This is a genomic window from Plantibacter sp. CFBP 8798 (assembly GCF_014841195.1).
GTDB lineage: Bacteria > Actinomycetota > Actinomycetes > Actinomycetales > Microbacteriaceae > Plantibacter > Plantibacter auratus.
On sequence record NZ_JACYTS010000001.1, the window covers coordinates 443144 to 463227 of the forward strand.

Genomic DNA, 20084 nt, shown 5'->3' on the forward strand with positions numbered 1-20084 from the left:
GCCTAGGCTCGGACCGCCTGACCAGCTGCGAACGCATCCGCGGCTTCCGCAGCCGCTGCCTCGCCCTCGACCGGGACGAACGGCTCCGTCAGCCCGAACGCGGTCGGTCCGAAGGCGCGCAGTGCGTCCGGCGTGCGCATGAGTGCCGGCGTCGAGATCCCGAGGACTCGGACCCGTTGTCCGTAGCGGAGGCCCTCCGTGGTGATCGGCTCGGCGGTCTCGTGGTCGACGATGCAGATGAGGTCCGGCACGATCGCGACGACCTCGCCGTTCCACCGTGCGATGAGGTTCTCGTTCTGGAACGAGATCTCGAGGCGTTCGGAGCTCGACGGGTCGGCCGACCAGATGACGGCCGTGCCCTTGGCGAAGCCCTCGGTGGTGCGGCGCTCCACGTCGGCGACCTTCCCGACGAACAGCTCCCGGACGTGCGAGTAGAGCGTCGTGGACAGCGTGTCGGCGATGGCGGCGAACGGCGAACGGTGCTCCTCGCGCGCGACCCGGATCGCCCGGCCGAGGGCCAGAGCCATCGAGATCGTCCGCGGCACCGCGGTGCGGCGCACGTCCGCCCCGCTCATCGCGTACTCGGCGATGTGCGCGACGCCGCCGAGGCGGATCGCGATGCCGCGCGCCAACCACTCCATCTGTCGGTCGTCGTCGCCGGTGTCGATGATCACGCGCTCGCCGCGTTCCCCGGCGATGGCGAGCGGCGAACCGTGCACGCCGTACACCGCGAAGGTCTCCATGGAGAGCTCCGGGAAGGCCCGGCCCATGCCGTCGGCGTCGACGACCGGCAGCCCGGTCTCGGCGGCCACGATGAGCGGGATCATCGAGTTGATGCCACCGCACTCGATCGGCATGGTCGCGTCGGCGGTGCGCCCGAGGTGCTCCTCCAGTGTCCGCAGGGCGAGTGTCGGTTCGAACCCGGCCGGGATCTTCTCGACCATGACCGTTGGAGCGCCCATCTGCGCGGTGGGGATGACGAAGAGGTCGTCGGCGAGGTCGTCGGGGTCGAGGATCGTGATGGAGCGGTCGCCGAGCACCTGCTTCACGAGCATCATGCCGATGTACGGGTCACCTCCGCCGCCGGTCCCGAGGAGGGTGGCGCCTCGAGCGAGGTCGGGCAGGTCGTCCGCGGTCAGCGTCCAGCTCATGCGGCGACCTCCGGCGCAGGCGTCTCGGCCGTGCCGTCGAAGCGGTGCGAGGGCACCTCGTACCCGAAGTACCCCGGCCCGACCATCGCCAGCGCCTCAGGACTGTGCCAGCGGTCGTCGCTCGGTGCCGAGATCACGCGGACACGCTGTCCGTAGCGGAGCCCCTCGGTGGTGATGGGCTCGCCGGAGTCGTGCTCGAGCACCATGATGAGGTCGGGCGTGGTCACGAGGGTGACGCCGTCGAGCGCGGCCATGAGGTGCTCGTTCTGGAACGACAGCTCGAGGCTCGCGTCGACCCCGTCGATCCGTGCGCGACCTCGGGCGAACCCGGTGGTGGTCGCGCGCTCGACGTCGACGACCTTGCCGGAGAACAGTTCGCGACCGCCGAGCAGCTGCACGGTCCGCTCCACGGGGTCGGCCTTCTCGGCTCGGGCCGCCTCGATGCCGTCGCCGATCTCGCGGCACAGCGACAGCGAGTCGGCGACGAGCGCCTCGCGGGCCTGCGCGCCGGACATCGGGAAGCCGGAGATCATGACCGAGCAGCCCATCTCGACACAGGCCACGCGGGCGATGCGTTCGGTCCAGCTGTTGTCGACGGTCGTGAGGACGCCGGTGTTGCCCTTCTCGTCGCTGAACGCGAGCGGGGAGGCGTCGATCCCGTACAGGGTCGGGAGCACCATCTGCAGCTCGGGGAAGGCCCGCCCCATCCCGTCGGCGTCGATGAGGGGGAGTCCGAGCGCTGCGGCTGCGGCGATCGGGATGGTCGAGTTCACCCCGCCGACCTCGGCGCACGCGATGTGCGTGACCGGGCGACCGAGGGAGGCACTGAGGGCGTGGACCGGTGCGACGACCTCGGTGAGGCTCGGCAGCTTCTCGACCATGACGGTCGGGGCGCCCATCATCGCGACGGTGAGGACGAGCGCATCGTCGGGGACCTCGTTGAGCGTGACGACGGTGACGTCGCCGTGCTCGCGGAGCGCCTGCGCGGCGAGGAGCGCGCCGATGTACGGGTCACCGCCACCGCCGGTCCCCAGGACGGCCGCACCGCGGGCGAGGCCGGGGATGAGGTCGGCCGAGATGGTCCAGCTCATCGGAGGCCTCCCATGTCGAGGTCGCCGACGGCCTTCACCCGGATGCGCGTGGCGTTCCCGGGGAGATAGGGGATCGGGACCTCGTCGAAATCGACGATCGCGACCGACGCGGGGGAGGCGCCGGCCGCGATCGCCTTGTCGATCGCCTCGGCACGGACCTCGGCGATCGCCTCCTCACGCCGGCCGGGTTCGATGGCGTAGACCTTGTCGATCTCGCCCCCGACCTGCGCGATGGAAGCACCGATGGCGTTCGCCACGGCGTAGTTGTCGGGCCGGTGGACGGCGCCGAAGAGGGGGAGTTCGTCTGAGAGCAGGATCGACCCGCCGCCGACCGCCACCACGGGGATCGGCTCGGGGGAGGTGCGCATGCGGTCGACGGCCTCGGCGATGCGTTCGCCGATCCGCTCGAGGACGCGCCCCACGAAGACCGGGTCGAGGTGGGCGACCTTCGAGGCGTCACCGATCGACGCGCGACCGGCGGCCACGGCGATGTCCGTCGCCGTGAGGGTGCTGCCGCCGAAGACGAGGGCCTCGGTCATGAGTTTGTACCCGACGGAAGCCGGCCCGACCTCGGCCGTCTCCTCGTCGACGATGCTGCCGCCACCGATGCCGATCGACAGGACGTCGGGCATGCGGAAGTTGGTTCGGATGCCGGCGACCTTGACCTCGTTCGCCGTCTCGCGGGGGAAGCCGTTGATGAGCAGACCGATGTCCGCGGTGGTGCCACCGATGTCGACGACCGCGCAGGTCGCGAGTCCGCTCGTCAGTGCCGCCCCGCGCATCGAGTTGGTGGGGCCGGAGGCGAACGTCGCGACGGGGTAGAGGCGCACGTAGTCCTCGTCCATGAGCGTGCCGTCGTTCTGGCTGAGGAAGATGGGTGCCTCGATGCCCTGCTTCCGGACGGCGGCGGTCAGACCGTCGACGATCTCCGAGGCGAGCTCGCGCAGGGCTGCGTTGATGATCGTCGCGTTCTCGCGCTCCAGGAGGCCGATGCGCCCGATCTCGTGCGAGAGCGAGATGGCGACGTCCGGCCCGAGGACCTCGCCGACGATCCGAGCCGCCTCGACCTCGAGGTCGTGGTTGACGGGGCTGAAGACGGAGGAGATCGCGACCGAGCGGATGCCGTTCGCGCGCATGTCCTCGGCGTGTGCCCGCAGCTCGTCGGGGTCGATCGGCGAGATGGGGCGTCCGTCGAACTCGTAGCCGCCATGCGCAAGGTAGCTGCGTGCACTGATCGCCTCGACGAGCTCCGCCGGCCAGTCGACGAGCGGCGGCAGTGCGCGGGTCGCCGGGAGCCCGAGCCGCAGTGCCGCGGTGGGTGCGAGCCGCTTGGCCTGCACGAGGGCGTTGATGAAGTGCGTCGTGCCGATCATCACCGCGGTGATCTGCTCGCCGTCGAAGTGGTGGCCGCTGCGCAGTTCGCCGATCGCCTGGACGATCCCGTCGGTCACGTCCGGGGTGGTCGCGTGCTTCACGGCCGCCAGGGTGGTGGTGCCGTCCATGAGCACGGCGTCGGTGTTGGTGCCGCCGACATCGATACCGATGTGCATATGAGGGGTTCGCTTTCTGTTGGTGCGGTGGAGCGGTGTGCGGTGGAACGGTGCGCCGGGCGCCGGGTCAGTTCGTGGCGGGGGAGGTGGCGTCCGCCTGCTCGGGTGCGGCGATCTGCGAGGTGTGGGCGACGCCGACACCGCGGACCAGGCCGAGCTTGCCCGCCGCGATGTACAGCACCATCGAGAGGATGAGCGACAGGACGGCTGGGATGCCCCAGGTGACGAAGTACCCGGTGATCGCGGACACAGCCCAGATGATGATGGTCGCCGGAACGATGCGCGGCGCGGTCGTGGGCAGGCGGCCCGAGGCGCGGGTCTCGTCGAGCTCGCCGCGCCAGCGCTTCACGATGAAGTACTCGGCGACCATGATGCCGGCGATGGGCGGGAAGGCGACGCCGAGGATGATGAGGAAGCCGGAGAACTGCCCGAGGATGCCGACCGCCGCGAGGATGGAGCCGACCACGCCGAGCACGATGGTGGTGGTCACACGGTTGAGGTTCTTGCCGAACGCGGTCGAGATGAAGTTGACCAGCCCGAGCGTCGACGAGTACAGGTTCCAGTCGTTGATCTTGAGCGTCCCGGTGATGACGATGATGAGGCCGATGAGCCCGACCGACGACGTGACGATCGCGACGACGTTGCCCGACGCTGCGGCGTGGGCGAGCAGGACCCCGGAGAGGCCGATGACGAACTCACCGAGCGAGACGCCGACGACGGTCTGCTTGATGACATCGGCGCGGGACCGGTTGAAGCGGGTCATGTCGGCGGTGATGATGGCGCCGACGATGAGACCGCCCGCGACGATGCCCGTGCCGGCCCAGACGCTCATGGTGGGGCCGGGTGCCGGGCCGGTGACGAGTTCCATGAAGTCGTGCTGGGTGAGTTCGCTGATGATCGACCAGCCGACGAGGATGAGGAACAGCGGGACGGTGATGTTCGCGAGCCACTGCATGCCCTTGAACCCGTAGGCGACGATGGCGGTGACGGCGAGACCGAAGATGAGGCTCCAGGCCCACACCGGCATGAAGCCGGGGAGGAGGGCGTCGAGCGACTCGGCGGAGATGGCGCTCTGGATGCCGAACCAACCGATGAGGCTGATGCCGATCGCGAGTCCGACGAGTGACGCGCCGATCTCGCCGAAGCCGGTCCAGCGGGCGAGGAGGGCGGTGTTGAGGCCCTCCTTCTGGCCGATGATGCCGACGATGCACATGATCACCTCGAGGATGATCGAGCCGAGGAGCAGAGCGAGGAACGCCTCGCCGAAGGTCATGCTGTAGCCGAGGGTGGCGCCGAGGAGGAACTGGGACAGGGCCGACACCTGTCCGAAGCGCTGGACGGCGATGCCGAACCAGGGCTTCTGTGCGTCGGGACGGACGCGGGACAGGGCGAAGTCGTCTGCGTGTGCCATGCGAGCCATGCTGGTCTCCAGAAGTGGGGGAGGGAGCGGTGCGGGTGGCGGCAACGTTACTGACGGCTCGCCCGCAGCAGAATGTGCATCATGCAGGAATGTGCGCGCGATATCAGCACTCTGCACAAGCGCTCCGGTCTGCTGGCGCTCAGAGCGACGCCTGGATCACCTCGAAGGTGCGTGCGCCGTCGAGTGCCGCCATGTCGTGGCGGATGCCAGGGAACCGCGTGACGGTCCAGCCGAGCCGGTCGTACGGCTCGACGTCCGCTCGCGGAACGACGAGCTTCGCGTCGTCCGACAGCACCAGCGTCGAGGGGACGATCGGCGCCGACGGCGTCACCGGGTTCGCTGCGACGTCCTGCAGCACCTCCGCGATCATCGAGCGGTCCCACGCGGCATGGGCGGCCTCGGCGAGCGCGACGTTCGCGGGACCCGTCGCTGGGTCCGTGCGGTCGTAGAACCAGGCCAGGAGCCGCGGCAGCCCTGGGATGCTCCAGAACAGTCGTGCGCCGAGGCCTCGGCCCGGCAGTTTCAGGCCGAACCCGGGATCGAGGTAGATCGCGTGCGCCGGGCGGAGCGGCCCCACGATGTCGATGAGGAGCCGCCCGCCGAGGGAGTGGCCCACGATCGCGTCGAGGCCGTTCGGCAACGTCTCGACGAGGTCGGCCGCGAGCGAGGTGATGTCGTACTGCTCGCCCCGGGGCCGATCGGCGCGTGGGCTGGAGCCGTGACCGCGGAGGTCGACGAGCAGGAACGTGTACCGCTCCGGGTCGGCCGCTGCGACGACATCGGTCCAGGCGGCTCCGTCGGCCAGGAATCCGTGGATGAGGGCGATCCGGACCGGGCCGTGCCCGCGTTCCTCGACGTGCAGTCGCATGGCCCTCCTCCGTCGGTGCTGGGGACGACTCTACGCGGCGACACCACGCTCCGTCGCTGCGCTCAGGACCGCACGAGCAACCAGGCGAAGGCGCCGAAGGACACGAGTCCGAGTGCTGCGCCGACGATCGACCCGATGAGGCTGAAGGTGGGCCAGGGAGCGCCGGGTTGGCGACTCATCCTGATGCCCTGGGCCGCGAACAGCAGCGGCACGAAGCAGGCGAGCACCGAGAACGTCCATGATCCGCCGTCTCTCGCCGTCGACGCGACGATGAAGATCGAGAACGCGGCGATGGCGATGCTGAGGATCGCGCACGCGCGTGCCGAGATCGGTTCATTCTTCGCAGCCATGGGCACAGGGTATCGAGTGGAGCCAGCCGCCGACCAGAGCAGAATGGAGGGCATGACCGACGCCACTCCGCCGACCCTGACGGAACGACTGACGCTCACCCGCCCCACCGATCGGGATCTGCCGGAGCTCCACGAGCTCCATGCCGACCCCGCGGTCTGGACGCACCTGCCGTCCGCCCGACACACGGCGCTCGCCGAGACCCGTGACCTGATCGACCGGTACCAGGCCGGTTGGGAGGCGAACGGTCTCGACGTGTGGGTGGCGCGTGACACCGCGACGGGTGCATTGGTCGGCATCGGCGGCCCGAGCCTGCGTGGCGGGGTCGCCTGGAACCTCTATTACCGCCTGGCGCCCGCGGCCTGGGGGCGCGGATACGCGCAGGAGCTCATCGCGGCCGCGCGAGCCGCGGCATCGGTGTCGGCACCGGACCTGCCCGTGGTGGCGTTCCTCCTGGAGCACAACGAGGGTTCACGACGGGCCGCCGAACGCGCGGGGTTGGAGGTCGTCTGGCGTGGCCCCGACGCGGGCAACCCGGATCCCGATGCCGTGCGCCTCGTGTTCGCCGACCGGGTACTCAGCGACGCGGCCCTCCGCGTGTTCGTGGACTGAACGCCCGCCGCACCCGATCTCCGAGCGTGCAGAAGGACGCCGCTTCCGGGCGCGATCGGGCATTTTCGGGCAACCGGCCGCGAAACGCAAGCAGTCTGTTCACCGACGACGTTCCTCGATACGGTTGGAAGATATGTCAGCCACGGTCGAGATGGAACACATGAGTCAGGTAGAACGCGAACGCCCGCTCCTGCGCAAGGGGAGCGAGGCGAGTTTCGTCCGGTGGGCCTTCGACGGTCGCTCCTGGTGCGCCGACCTCGTGAGCGGGCAGTACCGAGGCGCGACGAAGACCGGTTGGCTCCTGCAGACCGAGAACGAGCAGCGGGAACTCTCCAATCAGGAGTGGGCTCCCTGCATGGCGTGAGCGTGCCGTCCACATCCACCCGCGCCACGCACCGAGGAGCCCACGCATGACCGACCGCATCCTGACCACGCACGCCGGGAGCCTGCCGCGCACGCCCGAGTTGACCCGGTTGCTCGTGGCCCGCGACCAGCGGCGGTCGTTCGACGTCGCCGAGCTGGAGGAGGTCACGGCGGATGCGGTGGCCTCGACGGTCGCCGCGCAGCTCGCCACCGGTCTCGATCTCATCAACGACGGCGAAGTCCCGCGCGTTGGCTTCTCCACCTATGTACTGGAACGCATCGAGGGCTTCGGCGGTGCAGGACACCGCAAGCCGACGCTCGACTCCGTGCGATTCCCGGACTACGCGGCGTTCCAGGCGAAGCAGATCGTCGAGGGGGCAGACGTCGCACGGGTGTGGGATCCGCCGATGGCCCAGGGGCAGCTCGTGTACGACCCGACGCTGTCCGGCATCACCGCCGATCTCGACGGCTTCGAACGGGAGCTCGCCGTGCAGGCAGGCCAGGGACGCACACCCGCCGGCACCTTCTTCTCCGCGGCGACGCCCGGGATCGTGTCGACGACGCTGCTGCTCGACGCCGCGAACCCGTTCTACGGCGACGACCGCGCCTATGTGTTCGCGCTCGCCGAGCAACTGCGGATCGAGTACGAGGCGATCGTCGCCCGGGGTCACGTCCTGCAGCTCGACGCCCCGGACCTCGCCATGGAGCGGGTCATCCAGTTCGGTGACGCGACGCTCGAGGAGTTCCTCGCGGCCGTGGACCTGCACGTCGACGCCCTCAACCACGCCATCCGGAACATCCCCCGCGAGCAGGTCCGGCTCCACGTCTGCTGGGGCAACTGGCAGGGGCCACACCAGGACGACGTCCCGGTCGACGTGCTCCTCCCGCACCTCTACCGGGCGCGGGTGGGCGCGTTCAGCATCCCGCTCGGCAACCCGCGGCACCAGCACGAGGCGCCGGCGTTCCGCGAGCACCCGCTCCCCGAGGGCGCGCTCCTCATCCCAGGGGTCGTCGACGTGACCACCAACTACCTGGAGCACCCGCAGGTCATCGCGAACCGCATCGTCGAGGTCGCCGAAGCGGTCGGCGATCCGACGCGCGTCATCGCCGGCACCGACTGCGGGCTCTCCACGTTCGCGAGCTATGAGTTCGTCGCGACCGATGTCGCGTGGGCGAAGCTCGGTGCGCTCGTCGAGGGTGCTGCGATCGCGTCGAAGCGGCTGTTCGGCGCCTGAGCCCTCGGCTCGTCGCCGCGCTCAGACGGTGATCGACGGCTCGTCGCTCACCGAGAGCGTGAGCACGGCCTTGCCGATGAGGTCGTCCTGCTCGAGGTCGCCCTCGAGTCGGCGCAGCTGACGCGCGACGTCGTTCTCGCGGTCGTCGCCGACGAGGTCGACCGACGCGACGAGGAAGAGGCGTTCCGGTCCGCTGAACTCGAGGTACAGCGCCGTCACCCGTTCGATCTCCGGGTGCGACAGGAGCGCGGTGATCGTCTGCGCGCGGTAGGCGGGGCTCGGCGAGGCCCCGAGGAGATAGCGCCGGTTGCGGTTGATGAGCAGCAGCGCGACCCCGCCGAGCAGGACGCCGATCGCGATCGAGCCGATCGCATCCCACACCGGGTCGCCGGTCACCTGGTGGAGGCCGATGCCGGCCCCGGCGATGATGAGGCCGAGCAGTGCTGCGGAGTCCTCGAAGAACACCGAGCGGAGCGTCGTGTTGGAGCCGTTCACGATGTAGTCGAAGAAGCCGCGGCCGTACTTCTTCGCCGTGCGTCGACCCTCGAGGATCGACTGGGTGAAGGAGAACCCCTCGAGGAGGAAGGCGACGCCGAGCACGAGGTAGCTGAGGGCGTAGTCCTCCATCGCCTCCGGTGCGGTGAGGCTCTGGATGCCGTGCTGGATCGAGACGACCGCACCGACGGTGAAGATCCCGAAGGCGGCGAACAGCGAGAAGATGTAGGCGTCACGGCCGTAGCCGAGCGGATGTGCGGCGTCTCGTTGCTTGTCGGCCCGTTTGTCGGCGATGAGGAGGAAGATCTCGTTCCCCGCGTCGGCCCACGAGTGGGCGGCCTCGGCCAGCATCGACGCCGACCCGGTGAGCGCGGCGACGATGGACTTGGCGATGGCGACGATGACGTTGGCCAGGAAGGCGATCACGACGGTCATGCGCCAACGCTACGCCCAGCCGGGGTCCGTCGTGGACGTCCGGGTGTCTGTGCATCGGGCCGCCAGGGGGGGGAGAGCGTCAGGACTTCAGGACGCGCAGCGCCGAGCCCTTGTGTGCGGCCTTCGCGCCGGTCTTCTCCGACTCCACGATGAACGCGGGTTCGTCCTTCGAGGCCGTGAAGTGCTGGCCGTCGAACTGGAAGTCCGCGGTCTTCCGCTCGATGACCTTCCCCTGCGTCCGTCCCTGGGAAGTGCCCCACGACACGCGGTCGCCCACTCGTACGTCTGCCACGCTGCCTCCTCGGCGCTCCACACCGCGCGCGTGCGGCGTGACATCGACGATGCCAGCGTGTCGCCGGCCGGACAAGCGCTTGCGCCGCGTGAGCGCAGGGGATATCCCCCGAGGCCCAGGGGCTCCGCGGGCATAGCGTGTCCCCATGGCCTCGTTCACTCCGGGAAGACCCCGACTCGCGCTCGGCATCGGCATCGTGGCTGTCGTGCTCGGGGTGGCGCTCATCCCGGTCGCCGTCGCGAACGCCCACGGCGAGTACGGCTTCCATTTCTGGTGGATCGTCATCGTCCCGGTCCTCGCCGGCCTGTACTTCGGTGTGGCCGGAGCCGTCGGGCTCCGCAACCGCCGCTGAGGCCCGCGGCGGCCGCAGGCGCCCCCGGAATCTCGCGTACCGTTGGCGGGATGAGTGACGACACCGCGACCGAGGAGCACCGCAGGACCGCTGCGCACGCCTACAGCGCGCTCGGCTGCCTGCTCCTCGACGCCGGCACCTCTGTCACCGACGTCCGCGACTCCCTGGAGCGCGCCACGATCGCATCGGGCGACGAAGGCCTCGCCTTCTCGGTGCTGCCGCAGCTCATCATCGTGAACGACGTGCGCACCGGCGCGGTGCTCGCGGCCGGCAACACGCACGGCGAGCTGTCGTTCCGCGGCGCGGCGCGGGCGAACCGGCTCATGCGCGAACTCGAGCTCGGACACTGGCCGGTCGGTGACCTGCCGGCCCGCATCCAGTCGATCCGGGAGACACCGCGGCCGCATGCGTCGATGCACTGGGTGGTCGGGAACCTGCTGCTCGCGGGTGGGCTCGCGCTGCTGTTCCGCTGCCCCTGGTGGGCGATCGTCGCATCCATGCTCGTCGGTGCTTTCGTCGGCCTCGTCATCACCCTGCTGGCGCGGTGGCGGGGAGCGGTCGCGATCGCCCCGTTCGTGACGGCGTTCGTCTCGACGACGCTCGTCGGGACGCTCGCATCGGCGATGGATCTCGGTCCCGTGCCGCTGTTCGCCGTCTGCGCGCCGATCGCGATCCTCGTGCCCGGCGCGCTCATCACCAACGCCCTGCTGGAATTGACGGCGACGGACATCGTGACGGGCTCGGCACGCCTGATGTACGGGCTCATCGTGCTCGCCTTCATGGCGGCCGGGATCTCTGCCGGGGCGCTGCTCACCGGCCTGTCGATCGACCCCGACTCGACGGCGCTCGTCGGTCAGGTGGGCCGCGGGAGTTCGGACCTCGTCGGGTGGGAGTCGGTCCCGCCGCTGTGGTTCACGTGGATCGGCGTCGTGATGCTCGCGGCCGGGATCGGGATCGCGTTCGGCTCGGGCCGCTCCCTGACGCTGCTGACCATCTGCGTGATGGCGCTGACCTACGCGGGCATCGTCCTGTTCGCCCCGCTCGTGGGGAACGCGGTCGCGACGGGGCTCACCGCCGGAATCGTGTTCGTGGTCGCTCGCATCGTCGAGCGGTACTCGGCGGCGGTGCCGTCCAACGTCACGTTCCAGCCGGCCCTGCTCATGCTCGTGCCGGGCACCGTTGGCCTGGTCTCCCTCGCGACGCTCGAGGGCTCAGCGGTCACGGCGGCGCTGACGGTCTTCATCAGCCTCTGCGTCGGCGTCAAGACGGCGGCGGTCCTCACCGGGGTCGTCATCCCGCCGGTGCGTGCGAGCGCCCGTCCTTGAGCCGCCCGGAATCGTCCGAAACCGAGCCGAATCCGTGCAGATCCGGGCGACTCAGCGGCTCAGCGCAGCCCGCGCCCGCGCCTTGATCGCGAGGATGACCTCGGTCTTCGCGTCGGCGTAGTCATTCATGTCGTCCCAGGACCTCCCGAGCAGCTCCCGCTTGGTGCGCTCGTACAGCGCGCGGTCGTCGGCGTCGGAACGCAGGTGGTCGCGGAGGAGGAGGTACTCGTCGATCTCCGGTGCGCCCTGCTCGTAGAGGTGCACGTGGACGTCGCGCTCCGGCGTCCGCACCATCCGATGGCGGGGCTCACGGACGCGCAGCACGTAGCCGGCGGTGAGCAGGGGGTCGAGGTAGTCCTCCTCCGCCGTGATGTCCTCCACAGCGACCACGATGTCGACGATCGGCTTCGCCGCGAGTCCGGGCACCGAGGTCGAGCCGATGTGCTCGATCGCGACGGTGCTCGTCTCGAGCGCGTCCAGGATGCGCTGCCGGTGCTCCCGGTACCGTTCGGGCCACTCCGGGTCGGCGTCGTGCAGCTCGACCCGGACCGGCTCGGGGCCTCCGACCAGCTCGAGCGTCGTGACGTCCGGGCGGCAGGGCCGTCGGAGTAAGCCGTTCTGGATGGCACGGATGTTGTCGCCGAGCACCCCCGAGGCCAGCAGTCCGGAACCGAGCGGCCCTGACGGATCGGTGCCGAGCGCCGGCAGGAGGCGCAGTGCCGTGCGGGCCGGTTCGCTCAGGTGCTCGAGCTGCCAGGCGATCTCGGCCGTGCCGGCTCCGGCCTGATGCAGCTCGGCGGCCTTCGCCGCGTAGGCGGCGGCGCCGAGCGCGTGGGCGCCCATGTGCGCGACACCTGCGGCCTGCCCGGCCGACCACGCGGCGGCTTTGGCTGCGGGTGAGGACACCACCTGCGAGGCCCGGTTGGCGACGAAGCGGCGGCGGATCTCCCCGGCGGTGTCGAGCTCCCCACTCGCGTACGCCCGCGCGCGGGCGATCGCGTCACGTGGACGATCGTCGTCCGGGGCCTCCGCTTCGAACAGCGGCAGCACCCGCTCGGCGCAATCGGCGGCCCACGAGGCGACGAGACGGCGGTCGGCTTCACTGAGGGACTGCGGGGAGAGCATGCTCCACCCTCGCACACCCGCCGCGCTCGGAGCGTGGGCAGGCGGGTTAGCGTAGAGGGATGGCCGCCTTGAACCTGCCCGTGATCTCCTGCAGCCTCGATCCGGCGAGTCGGAGCCGGACCCTCGCTTCAGCGAGCAGCGGGCTGCTGCGCGAGCAAGGTCATGACTCGTCCGTCATCGATCTGGCCGAGATGGAGCTGCCGCCGTTCGACAACGACCGGGTCTTCGAGAGCCCTGCGTTCCGTCGCCTGCATGCGTTGATCACTGCTGCGGACGGCGTCGTCCTCGCCTTCCCGATCTACAACTGGGCGCCGGCCGCGTCGGTGAAGTCGCTCATCGAGGCGACCGGCGCGACCGGTGAGGACGGCAGGGTCGCCGCCTGGTTCGACAAGGTCGTGACTTTCGTCTGCGCTGCCGGCCTGCCGCACAGCTACATGGCGACCGCCACGCTGGGGCAGTCGCTCATGCTGGACTTCAAGTGCGTCATCAACCCGTACACGGCATACCTGTCGGAGCGGGACTGGGAGCGTCCCGAGGTGCTGAAGGCGGACCGCGCCGAGCGGCTCGCCAAGACGATGAGCGTGCACGCTGAGCTGTCGGCGCTCCTCGCCGAGCGGAGCTACCGCTCGGTCTGGGAGGTGTGAGACGCGGTCTCGCCACGAGGATGAGCGTGCGCGCTGAGCTGTCCGGGCTCCTCGCCGAGCGGAGCTACCGCTCGGTCTGGGAGGGGGTGAGGGCGGAGCGCCACGGTCCCGCGCCTCACAACCGCACGACGAGCTTGCGGGCTGAGACGCCGCCGTGGAGTCGGTCGAGGGCCGGCTGGATCGCTTCGAGGCCGTCGCCGACCACCTCGGGGGCTGGCGCGCAGACGTGTCGTCCGCCGGCGAGCGCGCCCGGCAGGTAGTCCTCCCACAGCATCGGCCCGACCTCGTTGGTCATGAGTGAGCTGCCCCACACGTACCGCGCCGAGATCCCCGCCCGACGGGCACGGATCTGGAGGGCGACGTTGGCCGCCACGAGTCGGGTCATGGTGCGGACGAACGTCAGACTCGGGCCGGCCCGACGCGGCAACGACCCGAACGACACCGACGGGCTCGCGAGTGCGACGCGGCGTGCCCCGGTGGCGGCGGCGACGGCGACGGCTGGTTCTGCGGAGCCGGTCCCGACGGCGAGGACGCCGACGACCGAGGAGCCGCGGAGGGCGGTGACCAGATCCGCCACGACGGTCGGGCTGCGGTAGTCGAGCACGATGTCGGCACCGAGCTCGCGCATCCGGTCGTGGTTGTGCGGCGAGGCGGTGGTCGCGACCCGGTGGCCGGAGGCGACCGCGAGCTGGATGGCGTTGCTCCCGACGCTCGTGGCACCGCCCCAGACGACGACGGTCGTCCCGGTGGCGGTGGGGTGCTCCGAGGGGTGGGGGAGCGCGAGGTGGTCGCGTTGGAAGAGGGCGGTCGCGGCCGTCGAGATCCCGAGCGGCAGGACGACCGCGTCCTCGTATCGCAGACCGTCCGGGATCGGGGCAGCGAGGTCCGCCCGCACGACGGTGAACTGCTGGAACCCGCCCTCGGCGACATGGCGCCGACCGCGCTCCATGCCGACCGCGTACGCCACGACGCGGTCGCCCACGGCGAAGCGACGGACGTCCGGCCCGACGGCCACGACCTCGCCGGCGACGTCCTCACCGAGCACGGCGGGCACTGGCAGCCACCGGTACATGAGGTTCCCGGTCTGCTGCTTGACGTCGTCGAGCGGGTTCACCGCGACCGCACGGTTCCGGATGAGGAGTTCGCCCGGGCCGGGTTCGTGCATCGCGGCCGGACCGACGACGAGGTCCGCGCGGGGTGCTGGCAGCCAGGCTGCGGTGTTCGTCGGCATGAGGTCTCCAAGGATGCTGCGGATTGATGGCGCGATGATGACACGGTGTGCCATCACTGTACACCTGACGACACGACGTGTCATCGACTATCCTGATCGCATGGCACGCTGGGCACCCGACGCCGCTCTCCGACTGGAGAGCGCTGCGATGGCGCTGTTCGCCGACCGGGGCTTCGCGGCGACGACGGTCCCGGAGATCGCCGAAGCCGCCGGGCTCACCACCCGCACGTTCTTCCGTCACTTCGCCGACAAGCGCGACGTGCTCTTCCTCCGCGAGCGCGAGCTCCCGACGGTGGTGGGGCGGCTGGTCGCCGCGGCGCCAGCAGGGCTCGACCCGCTCGCCCTGGTGATGTCCGGCCTCGAGACCGTGGCCGCCGGTGAGCTGCAGCGCTGGCGGGACGACATCGCCGCCCGCCGCGCTGTCATCCGGTCGGAACCGCAGCTGCGCGAGCGGGAACGGTTGAAGTCGGCGGTCCTCACCGACGCGATGCGCGATGGCCTTATGGAGAGTGGTGTCACGTCAGCCGACGCGGCACTCGCCGCGTCCATCAGTTCGGCACTCTTCGACGCCTCCCTCGAGCAGTGGCTCGCCGGACCGGACGACGTGCTCCTCGTCGACGTGCTCCGCGCGATGCGCGCCCGACTCGGCGACCTCGCGGGTCGCTAGGGCCGATCCCGGCTCCGCGTCTGCTGCTCGGGGAGCCCGACCTGCCACAGGATGAACGCCACCGCGCTGCAGACCGCGAGCGCGGCGCCGATGATCAGTGCAGCCGTGCCGGTGGAGGCGAGCCAGTCGTGGTGGCTGATCCAGCCGGGATCGTCCTGCGGGAAGTCGAGGAACGACGCGTAGGTCGAGATGCTCACGACGCCTGCCCCCAGGAACGCCGCGGCCAAGACTGATGCGCACCAGGACAGGGTCAGCCAGCCTCGGGTCTGGGTCGCGCCCGGGCGCGCTCGTGTGCCTCGCGATTCCCCCATGCAGCGAGGCTATCGCGACGCCGTGCCACGAGGTCGATCGATGGAGCGGCGTCAGATGGTCGAGGATGAGGGCATGTCGAAGCAGCAGTCGGGCTCGCAGGAGCACCGCGATCCCACCACCAACCCGTACCGGATGAGTCGACGGCGCATCACGACGTGGACTGGCGCGCTCATCGCCTCCGTGGTGCTGCTCGTCGTCGTCGCGATCGTCTTGGCCGCCATCGGCGGCGACAGTGCCGAGTCCTGGGTCGCGATCGTCCTGTTCGTGGCGTTCGGCGTACCCGTCGCTGCGGCCGCCGTCTTGGGCGGGTTGGCGATCGCCTCATGGGGGTGGGTGGCCGGCACGGTGTTCGGTGTCGGGTGGCTGACGCTGCTCGTCGTCGTCGTGAACAACGGGTTCCATCTGCTCTTCGACGGTCAGGCTGTGGGACCCGTGATCTATGACGAGGCGATCTGGCAGGCAAGCGGGGTGGGCGGACTGGTCGTCGCTGGGGTGTTGTTCTTCGTCGCCGGCTGGCAGGGCGATGTCCCGATGTGGATCGGCGGGCCGGCCGGGGGAATCGACGTCTCGCGCAGGCGCTTGTCGGGTAGAGAAGACGACTCGGTCGGCTCTGGCGCCGTGGTCCCGCCACCGAAGCGGAAGCCGCGTCCGAAACCGAAGCGTCGCCCGAAGCAGCAGCGACGTCGCTGACGGCTCACGCGGCCCGGGCGGACCGGTCAGTCGCCGCCGCCCCCACTGCCCCCGTCTCCGCCGCCGCCGGAGTCGCCGCCACCGCCACCGCCACCGTCCCAACCGCCGGAGTCGCTTCCGCCGTGGTGGCTTCCGCCGTGGTGGCCGCCTCCATGGTGACCGTCGCCATCGACGATGAACGGCATGCCGGAGTCCGACGTCGTACCACCGCGATGCTTCGACCCGCCGGCACGTCGTCTGGCCTGCACGGTGATCGTGAAGACGATGACCGCGATAGCGGCGAGGACCACGATCATGATGACGGTTGAGCTGTCCATGGCTCGACCGTAGCGATGTCCGACGGCTGCCGCGAGGATCGGCGTCCGACCGGACTTCAGCGCCTCGGGATGGTGGAACCGCGGAGGACGAGGCGGCCCGGCAGGTACTCGATGCCCGGTGGGACGTCCGTGCCCTCGATCGCCTCGAAGATGCGGGTGGCGGCGAGCCGGCCGAGCTGTTGCAGGTTGGCGTCGATCGACGACAGCTCCGGGCGCGAGTTGGTGGCCAGGATCTCCCAATTGTCGAAGCTGACGACCGCGACGTCGCTCGGGACGTCGCGCCCGAGGTCGCGGACGGTGTCGAGCACGCCGCGGGCGATCTGGTCGGAACCGGCGACGATGCCGTCGATCTCCGGGTGCTGTGCGAGCAGCATCGCCGCCGCATCGCGACCCCAGTGCTCGGTCCACTCCGAGAACATCGGCGAGCCGACGAGCTCCAGTCCCGCCGCCGCGAGGGCGTTCTGCACGCCCGTCACGCGGTCCCTGGCAGCCGCGTACTGCGGCTCACCCGTGATCATCGCGATGCGGGAGCGCCCGCAGGCGATCAGGTGCTCGACGGCGAGGCGCCCGCCGTCGCGGTTGTCGGGGGTGATGGACACGTCCGTCGGATCGTCGGACGGTGCGTACGCGTAGACGACGGGGACGGGCAGCTTGTGGCCGAGCGAGGGCCGTGGGTCGGTGCTGCGACCCACGACGATGATGCCGTCGACGCGCCGGGTGAGCAGCGCGTTGAGTTGGTGCTGCTCGCGGATCGCGTCGCCGCGGGCGTCGCAGAGGAACACGTTCACCTGGCCTGCGCCGAACGCGTCCTCGGCGCCCATGAGGATGGGGATCACGAACCGGCCTTCGAGGTCGCTCGTGAGGAGGCCGACGGTGCCCGTCCGGCCGTTGATGAGGCTCCGGGCGAGTTCGTTCGGGGTGAACGAGACGGACTTCGCGGCATCGAGCACGCGCTGTCGGGTCTTCGGCGCGACCTCGCTCCGCCCGTTGATCGCCTTCGACGCCGTGGCGATCGAGACGCCCGCGATGCGCGCGACGTCACCGAGGGTCGCCGCCCGACCGGCAGCGATCCCGGTCGTCGCCGAAACATCGTTGTCTGGCATGAAACGCCCCCTCTTCATCTTTCGGAAACGTTACCGGATATTCCTCTTGACGCTACTCTGATCCCAGGCTAGCTTTACCGAAAGGGCTTTCGACAGTTTCGAAACCTCTCCCGAAGCACCGCCGGACCCGACCGGTCCGCTCAACGAAGAGTCAGAGGAGTCACACATGCGCAGCACGCACATCACACGCAAGCAGCGGGTCGGAGGGGTGTTGGCGGCCAGCGCCCTGCTCCTCGGCCTCGCCGCCTGTTCGTCCAGCGGCGGTGGGAGCGCCCCGCTCGCCAGCGCCGGACCCGAGGGCGTCGACGACGGCTCGGAGCTCACGCTCTGGACCCGCGCGCCCCTGGAGAAGCAGGCCAAGCTGCTCGTCGAGGCCTACAACGCCTCGCACGAGAACCAGGTCAAGCTCACCGTCGTCCCGAACGACGACTACGTCGCGAAGGTGGGTGCGGCCGCCGGTTCGGACAGCCTCCCCGACCTGTTCGCCGCCGACATCGTCTACGTCCCGAACTGGGTCGAGCAGGGCCTCTTCCAGGATCTCACCGCCAACATCGACGGACTCGACTTCAAGGACGAGATCAACCAGGGCCACCTCGCCGCCGGCACCGCGGACGGTAAGGAACACGTCCTCCCCTTCGTCCTCGACCTCTCGATGCTCTTCTGGAACAAGGAACTCTACAAGGAGGCGGGCCTCGACCCCGAGCAGGGTCCGACGACCCTCGCCGAGTTCGCCGAGGACGCCAAAGCCGTGCAGGCGCTCAACAAGCCGGACACCTACGGCACCGCCACGGGCCTCAACTGCGGCGGCTGCCTCGTCTTCACCTGGTTCCCCAGTGTGTGGGCCGACGGTGAGCAGGTCATGAACGAGGACGGCACCGAGTCGCTCCTCGCCGAGGACGGCGCGAAGGAGGTCTACAGCACGTGGGCCGATCTGTGGAAGTCGGGCGCCGTGCTCCCCTCCTCGAAGGACGAGGCCGGACCCACCTGGACCGCCGGCTTCACCGAGGGCAAGGTCGGCGTCATGCCCTACCCGGCGACGCTCCTCTCCTCGACCCCGTTCGACGTCGGCGTGTCCGGCATCCCGGGGCCGAAGGGCGGCGACTCGACCTTCGTCGGTGGCGACGGCATCGGTGTCTCCAAGGACAGCAAGAAGGCCGCGCAGTCGTGGAACTTCCTCAGCTGGCTGATGTCCGAGGACGCCCAGGTCGGTGTTCTCGCAAAGGACAACGACGTGGTCTCCCGCTCCGACCTCGCGGAGAACGAGTACTCGAGCAAGGACCCGCGCCTGGTCACGATCAACGAGGTCGCATCGAAGGGTGACACCCCGTACTCGTTGAACTTCCAGGAGGCCTTCAACTCGCCGACCAGCCCCTGGCTGACGCTCGTGCGCAACGCGGTACTCGAGGGCACCGACTCCGTCGACGCCGACAACGACGCCATCACGGACGTGCTCTCGCAGTAGTCCGACCGCCGGTGCGCCGCCGTGATCCCCCCATCGCGACGGCGCATCGGCACCCACCCGTTCGAAAGGTCCCACCCATGAGTACCACCCTCGCCAGACGAGGCCCGACGGACTCGGTCGGTGCCAGGAAGCGCCGCGCCGCGCAGGCCCGTACCGGCTGGCTGTTCGCGCTCCCGACCGCCGTCTTCGTCATCCTCCTCTTCCTCGTCCCGCTCGGGCTCGTCTTCCAGATGGCGGGGTCCGACTGGCCGCTCCTCGGCGGCAACCAGGGTGTGAACTTCCCCGAGAACTTCCCGAAGGCGATCGACAACCGCTTCTTCCTCGACTCGGTCGTCTTCACGCTGAAGTACACCGTCATCGCGACGGTCCTCCTCATCGGCCTGGGGCTCGGCCTCGCGCTCCTCGTCCAGGAGTCCAGCCGATGGAAGGGCTTCCTCCGCACCGCCTTCCTCATCCCGAGCGCGCTCGGCCTCGCCTCGGCGTCGCTCCTGTTCTACGTGCTGTACTCGCCGATCGCCGGCCCGTTCGCGGACCTCACCAAGGCGATGGGCTTCACCTTCCTCGGGACCCCGGACGCGGCGCTCTGGTCGACGGTCTTCCTCATCGTCTGGCGTTTCGCCGGCTTCTACATGCTGCTCATGCTCGTCGGGCTGCAGGGCATCCCGGAGGAGGTCTACGAGGCCGCCCGCATCGACGGCGCGTCGCGTTGGCAGACCTTCCGCGACATCACCGTCCCGCTGCTGAAGCCGACCCTCGCCCTCACCACGGTGATGTGCGTCACCGGCTCGCTCCTCGCGTTCGAGCAGTTCTACATCCTCACCAAGGGCGGTCCCGACAACAGCACCATCACCGTCGTCCAGCTCATCTACAACGTGGCGTTCCAGGGCCCCAACAACCTCGGCGTCGCCGGTGCGCTGTCGGTCATCGTGCTCGCCGCGCTCATCGTCATCAACATCGTGCAGATCCGCGCGTTCAGCAAGAAGGTCGAGGACTGAG

General features: G+C 69.8%; 23 protein-coding genes. 10 read left to right on the plus strand and 13 right to left on the minus strand.

The features are described 5' to 3' along the window. Window positions 1-2: 2 nt before the first annotated feature. The 6 genes from IFU30_RS02055 to IFU30_RS02080 form a co-directional block, all read right to left on the minus strand. The gene (locus IFU30_RS02055; protein ID WP_124768043.1) at window positions 3-1151 is read right to left on the minus strand and encodes a DUF917 domain-containing protein; all 1149 of its coding nucleotides are present in this window, start codon (window positions 1149-1151) and stop codon (window positions 3-5) included. Then, window positions 1148-2242 carry a DUF917 domain-containing protein gene (locus IFU30_RS02060; RefSeq protein WP_192004133.1) on the minus strand — a complete coding sequence of 365 codons (1095 nt, stop codon included), beginning with the start codon at window positions 2240-2242 and terminating at the stop codon, window positions 1148-1150. The genes IFU30_RS02055 and IFU30_RS02060 overlap by 4 nt, the downstream gene beginning before the upstream one ends. After that, a complete protein-coding gene (locus IFU30_RS02065; protein WP_192004134.1) occupies window positions 2239-3792 on the minus strand; it encodes a hydantoinase/oxoprolinase N-terminal domain-containing protein in 1554 nt (517 codons plus the stop codon). Before IFU30_RS02065 ends, IFU30_RS02060 begins: the two co-directional genes overlap by 4 nt. 67 nt (window positions 3793-3859) lie before the next feature. Further along, entirely contained in the window at window positions 3860-5212 is a 1353-nt protein-coding gene (locus tag IFU30_RS02070) for a purine-cytosine permease family protein (protein WP_192004135.1), read from the minus strand. A 139-nt stretch (window positions 5213-5351) separates the two neighbouring features. Further along, a complete protein-coding gene (locus IFU30_RS02075) occupies window positions 5352-6080 on the minus strand; it encodes an alpha/beta hydrolase (protein WP_192004136.1) in 729 nt (242 codons plus the stop codon). A gap of 62 nt (window positions 6081-6142) precedes the next feature. After that, the gene (locus IFU30_RS02080) at window positions 6143-6430 is read right to left on the minus strand and encodes a hypothetical protein (protein ID WP_159876848.1); all 288 of its coding nucleotides are present in this window, start codon (window positions 6428-6430) and stop codon (window positions 6143-6145) included. A 52-nt stretch (window positions 6431-6482) separates the two neighbouring features. On the opposite strand from IFU30_RS02080, the gene IFU30_RS02085 reads away from it, so the two are divergent. The 3 genes from IFU30_RS02085 (at window position 6483) to IFU30_RS02095 (ending at window position 8638) form a co-directional block, all read left to right on the plus strand. Beyond that, the gene (locus tag IFU30_RS02085) at window positions 6483-7040 is read left to right on the plus strand and encodes a GNAT family N-acetyltransferase (RefSeq protein ID WP_192004137.1); all 558 of its coding nucleotides are present in this window, start codon (window positions 6483-6485) and stop codon (window positions 7038-7040) included. A 160-nt stretch (window positions 7041-7200) separates the two neighbouring features. Then, the gene (locus IFU30_RS02090) at window positions 7201-7404 is read left to right on the plus strand and encodes a hypothetical protein (protein WP_124768057.1); all 204 of its coding nucleotides are present in this window, start codon (window positions 7201-7203) and stop codon (window positions 7402-7404) included. A 46-nt stretch (window positions 7405-7450) separates the two neighbouring features. Beyond that, on the plus strand, window positions 7451-8638 hold the full coding sequence (locus IFU30_RS02095; RefSeq protein ID WP_159876852.1) for a cobalamin-independent methionine synthase II family protein: 1188 nt from the start codon (window positions 7451-7453) through the stop codon (window positions 8636-8638). Between the two features lie 21 nt (window positions 8639-8659). Here the strand turns inward: IFU30_RS02095 and IFU30_RS02100 are convergent, their stop codons facing one another. Together IFU30_RS02100 and IFU30_RS20210 are read right to left on the minus strand one after the other, a co-directional pair. Beyond that, entirely contained in the window at window positions 8660-9568 is a 909-nt protein-coding gene (locus tag IFU30_RS02100; protein WP_079704532.1) for a cation diffusion facilitator family transporter, read from the minus strand. A gap of 79 nt (window positions 9569-9647) precedes the next feature. Beyond that, window positions 9648-9860: a DUF2945 domain-containing protein gene (locus tag IFU30_RS20210; protein WP_192004138.1), complete on the minus strand. Its 213-nt coding sequence runs from the start codon at window positions 9858-9860 to the stop codon at window positions 9648-9650. Between the two features lie 145 nt (window positions 9861-10005). Here IFU30_RS20210 and IFU30_RS02110 point away from each other — a divergent pair, with 145 nt between their 5' ends. Both IFU30_RS02110 and IFU30_RS02115 read left to right on the plus strand, forming a co-directional pair. Then, window positions 10006-10212, plus strand: coding sequence for a hypothetical protein (locus IFU30_RS02110; RefSeq protein WP_192004139.1), 207 nt, complete (start codon window positions 10006-10008; stop codon window positions 10210-10212). 50 nt (window positions 10213-10262) lie between these two features. Further along, a complete protein-coding gene (locus IFU30_RS02115; RefSeq protein ID WP_192004140.1) occupies window positions 10263-11537 on the plus strand; it encodes a threonine/serine ThrE exporter family protein in 1275 nt (424 codons plus the stop codon). Window positions 11538-11588: 51 nt separating this feature from the next. Here the strand turns inward: IFU30_RS02115 and IFU30_RS20815 are convergent, their stop codons facing one another. Continuing rightward, a complete protein-coding gene (locus IFU30_RS20815; protein ID WP_342450788.1) occupies window positions 11589-12662 on the minus strand; it encodes a GrpB family protein in 1074 nt (357 codons plus the stop codon). Between the two features lie 59 nt (window positions 12663-12721). On the opposite strand from IFU30_RS20815, the gene IFU30_RS02125 reads away from it, so the two are divergent. After that, entirely contained in the window at window positions 12722-13306 is a 585-nt protein-coding gene (locus IFU30_RS02125) for an NADPH-dependent FMN reductase (RefSeq protein ID WP_192004141.1), read from the plus strand. A gap of 115 nt (window positions 13307-13421) precedes the next feature. Here the strand turns inward: IFU30_RS02125 and IFU30_RS02130 are convergent, their stop codons facing one another. After that, on the minus strand, window positions 13422-14537 hold the full coding sequence (locus tag IFU30_RS02130) for a zinc-binding alcohol dehydrogenase family protein (RefSeq protein WP_192004142.1): 1116 nt from the start codon (window positions 14535-14537) through the stop codon (window positions 13422-13424). Between the two features lie 100 nt (window positions 14538-14637). Here IFU30_RS02130 and IFU30_RS02135 point away from each other — a divergent pair, with 100 nt between their 5' ends. Beyond that, window positions 14638-15204, plus strand: coding sequence for a TetR/AcrR family transcriptional regulator (locus IFU30_RS02135; protein WP_192004143.1), 567 nt, complete (start codon window positions 14638-14640; stop codon window positions 15202-15204). Here the strand turns inward: IFU30_RS02135 and IFU30_RS02140 are convergent. Then, window positions 15201-15515: a hypothetical protein gene (locus tag IFU30_RS02140; protein ID WP_192004144.1), complete on the minus strand. Its 315-nt coding sequence runs from the start codon at window positions 15513-15515 to the stop codon at window positions 15201-15203. The genes IFU30_RS02135 and IFU30_RS02140 overlap by 4 nt on opposite strands. A gap of 73 nt (window positions 15516-15588) precedes the next feature. On the opposite strand from IFU30_RS02140, the gene IFU30_RS02145 reads away from it, so the two are divergent. Further along, window positions 15589-16206, plus strand: a complete 618-nt coding sequence (locus tag IFU30_RS02145) for a hypothetical protein (RefSeq protein ID WP_192004145.1) — start codon at window positions 15589-15591, stop codon at window positions 16204-16206. A gap of 26 nt (window positions 16207-16232) precedes the next feature. On the opposite strand, the gene IFU30_RS02150 is transcribed toward IFU30_RS02145, so the two are convergent. Beyond that, window positions 16233-16523, minus strand: a complete 291-nt coding sequence (locus IFU30_RS02150) for a hypothetical protein (RefSeq protein WP_192004146.1) — start codon at window positions 16521-16523, stop codon at window positions 16233-16235. Window positions 16524-16579: 56 nt separating this feature from the next. Beyond that, complete coding sequence (locus IFU30_RS02155; RefSeq protein WP_192004147.1) at window positions 16580-17626, minus strand: LacI family DNA-binding transcriptional regulator; 1047 nt, start codon at window positions 17624-17626, stop codon at window positions 16580-16582. 166 nt (window positions 17627-17792) lie between these two features. Here IFU30_RS02155 and IFU30_RS02160 point away from each other — a divergent pair, with 166 nt between their 5' ends. Both IFU30_RS02160 and IFU30_RS02165 read left to right on the plus strand, forming a co-directional pair. Continuing rightward, on the plus strand, window positions 17793-19088 hold the full coding sequence (locus tag IFU30_RS02160) for an ABC transporter substrate-binding protein (protein WP_137242737.1): 1296 nt from the start codon (window positions 17793-17795) through the stop codon (window positions 19086-19088). A 77-nt stretch (window positions 19089-19165) separates the two neighbouring features. Then, the gene (locus IFU30_RS02165; RefSeq protein WP_192004148.1) at window positions 19166-20083 is read left to right on the plus strand and encodes a carbohydrate ABC transporter permease; all 918 of its coding nucleotides are present in this window, start codon (window positions 19166-19168) and stop codon (window positions 20081-20083) included. Window position 20084 lies beyond the last annotated feature (1 nt).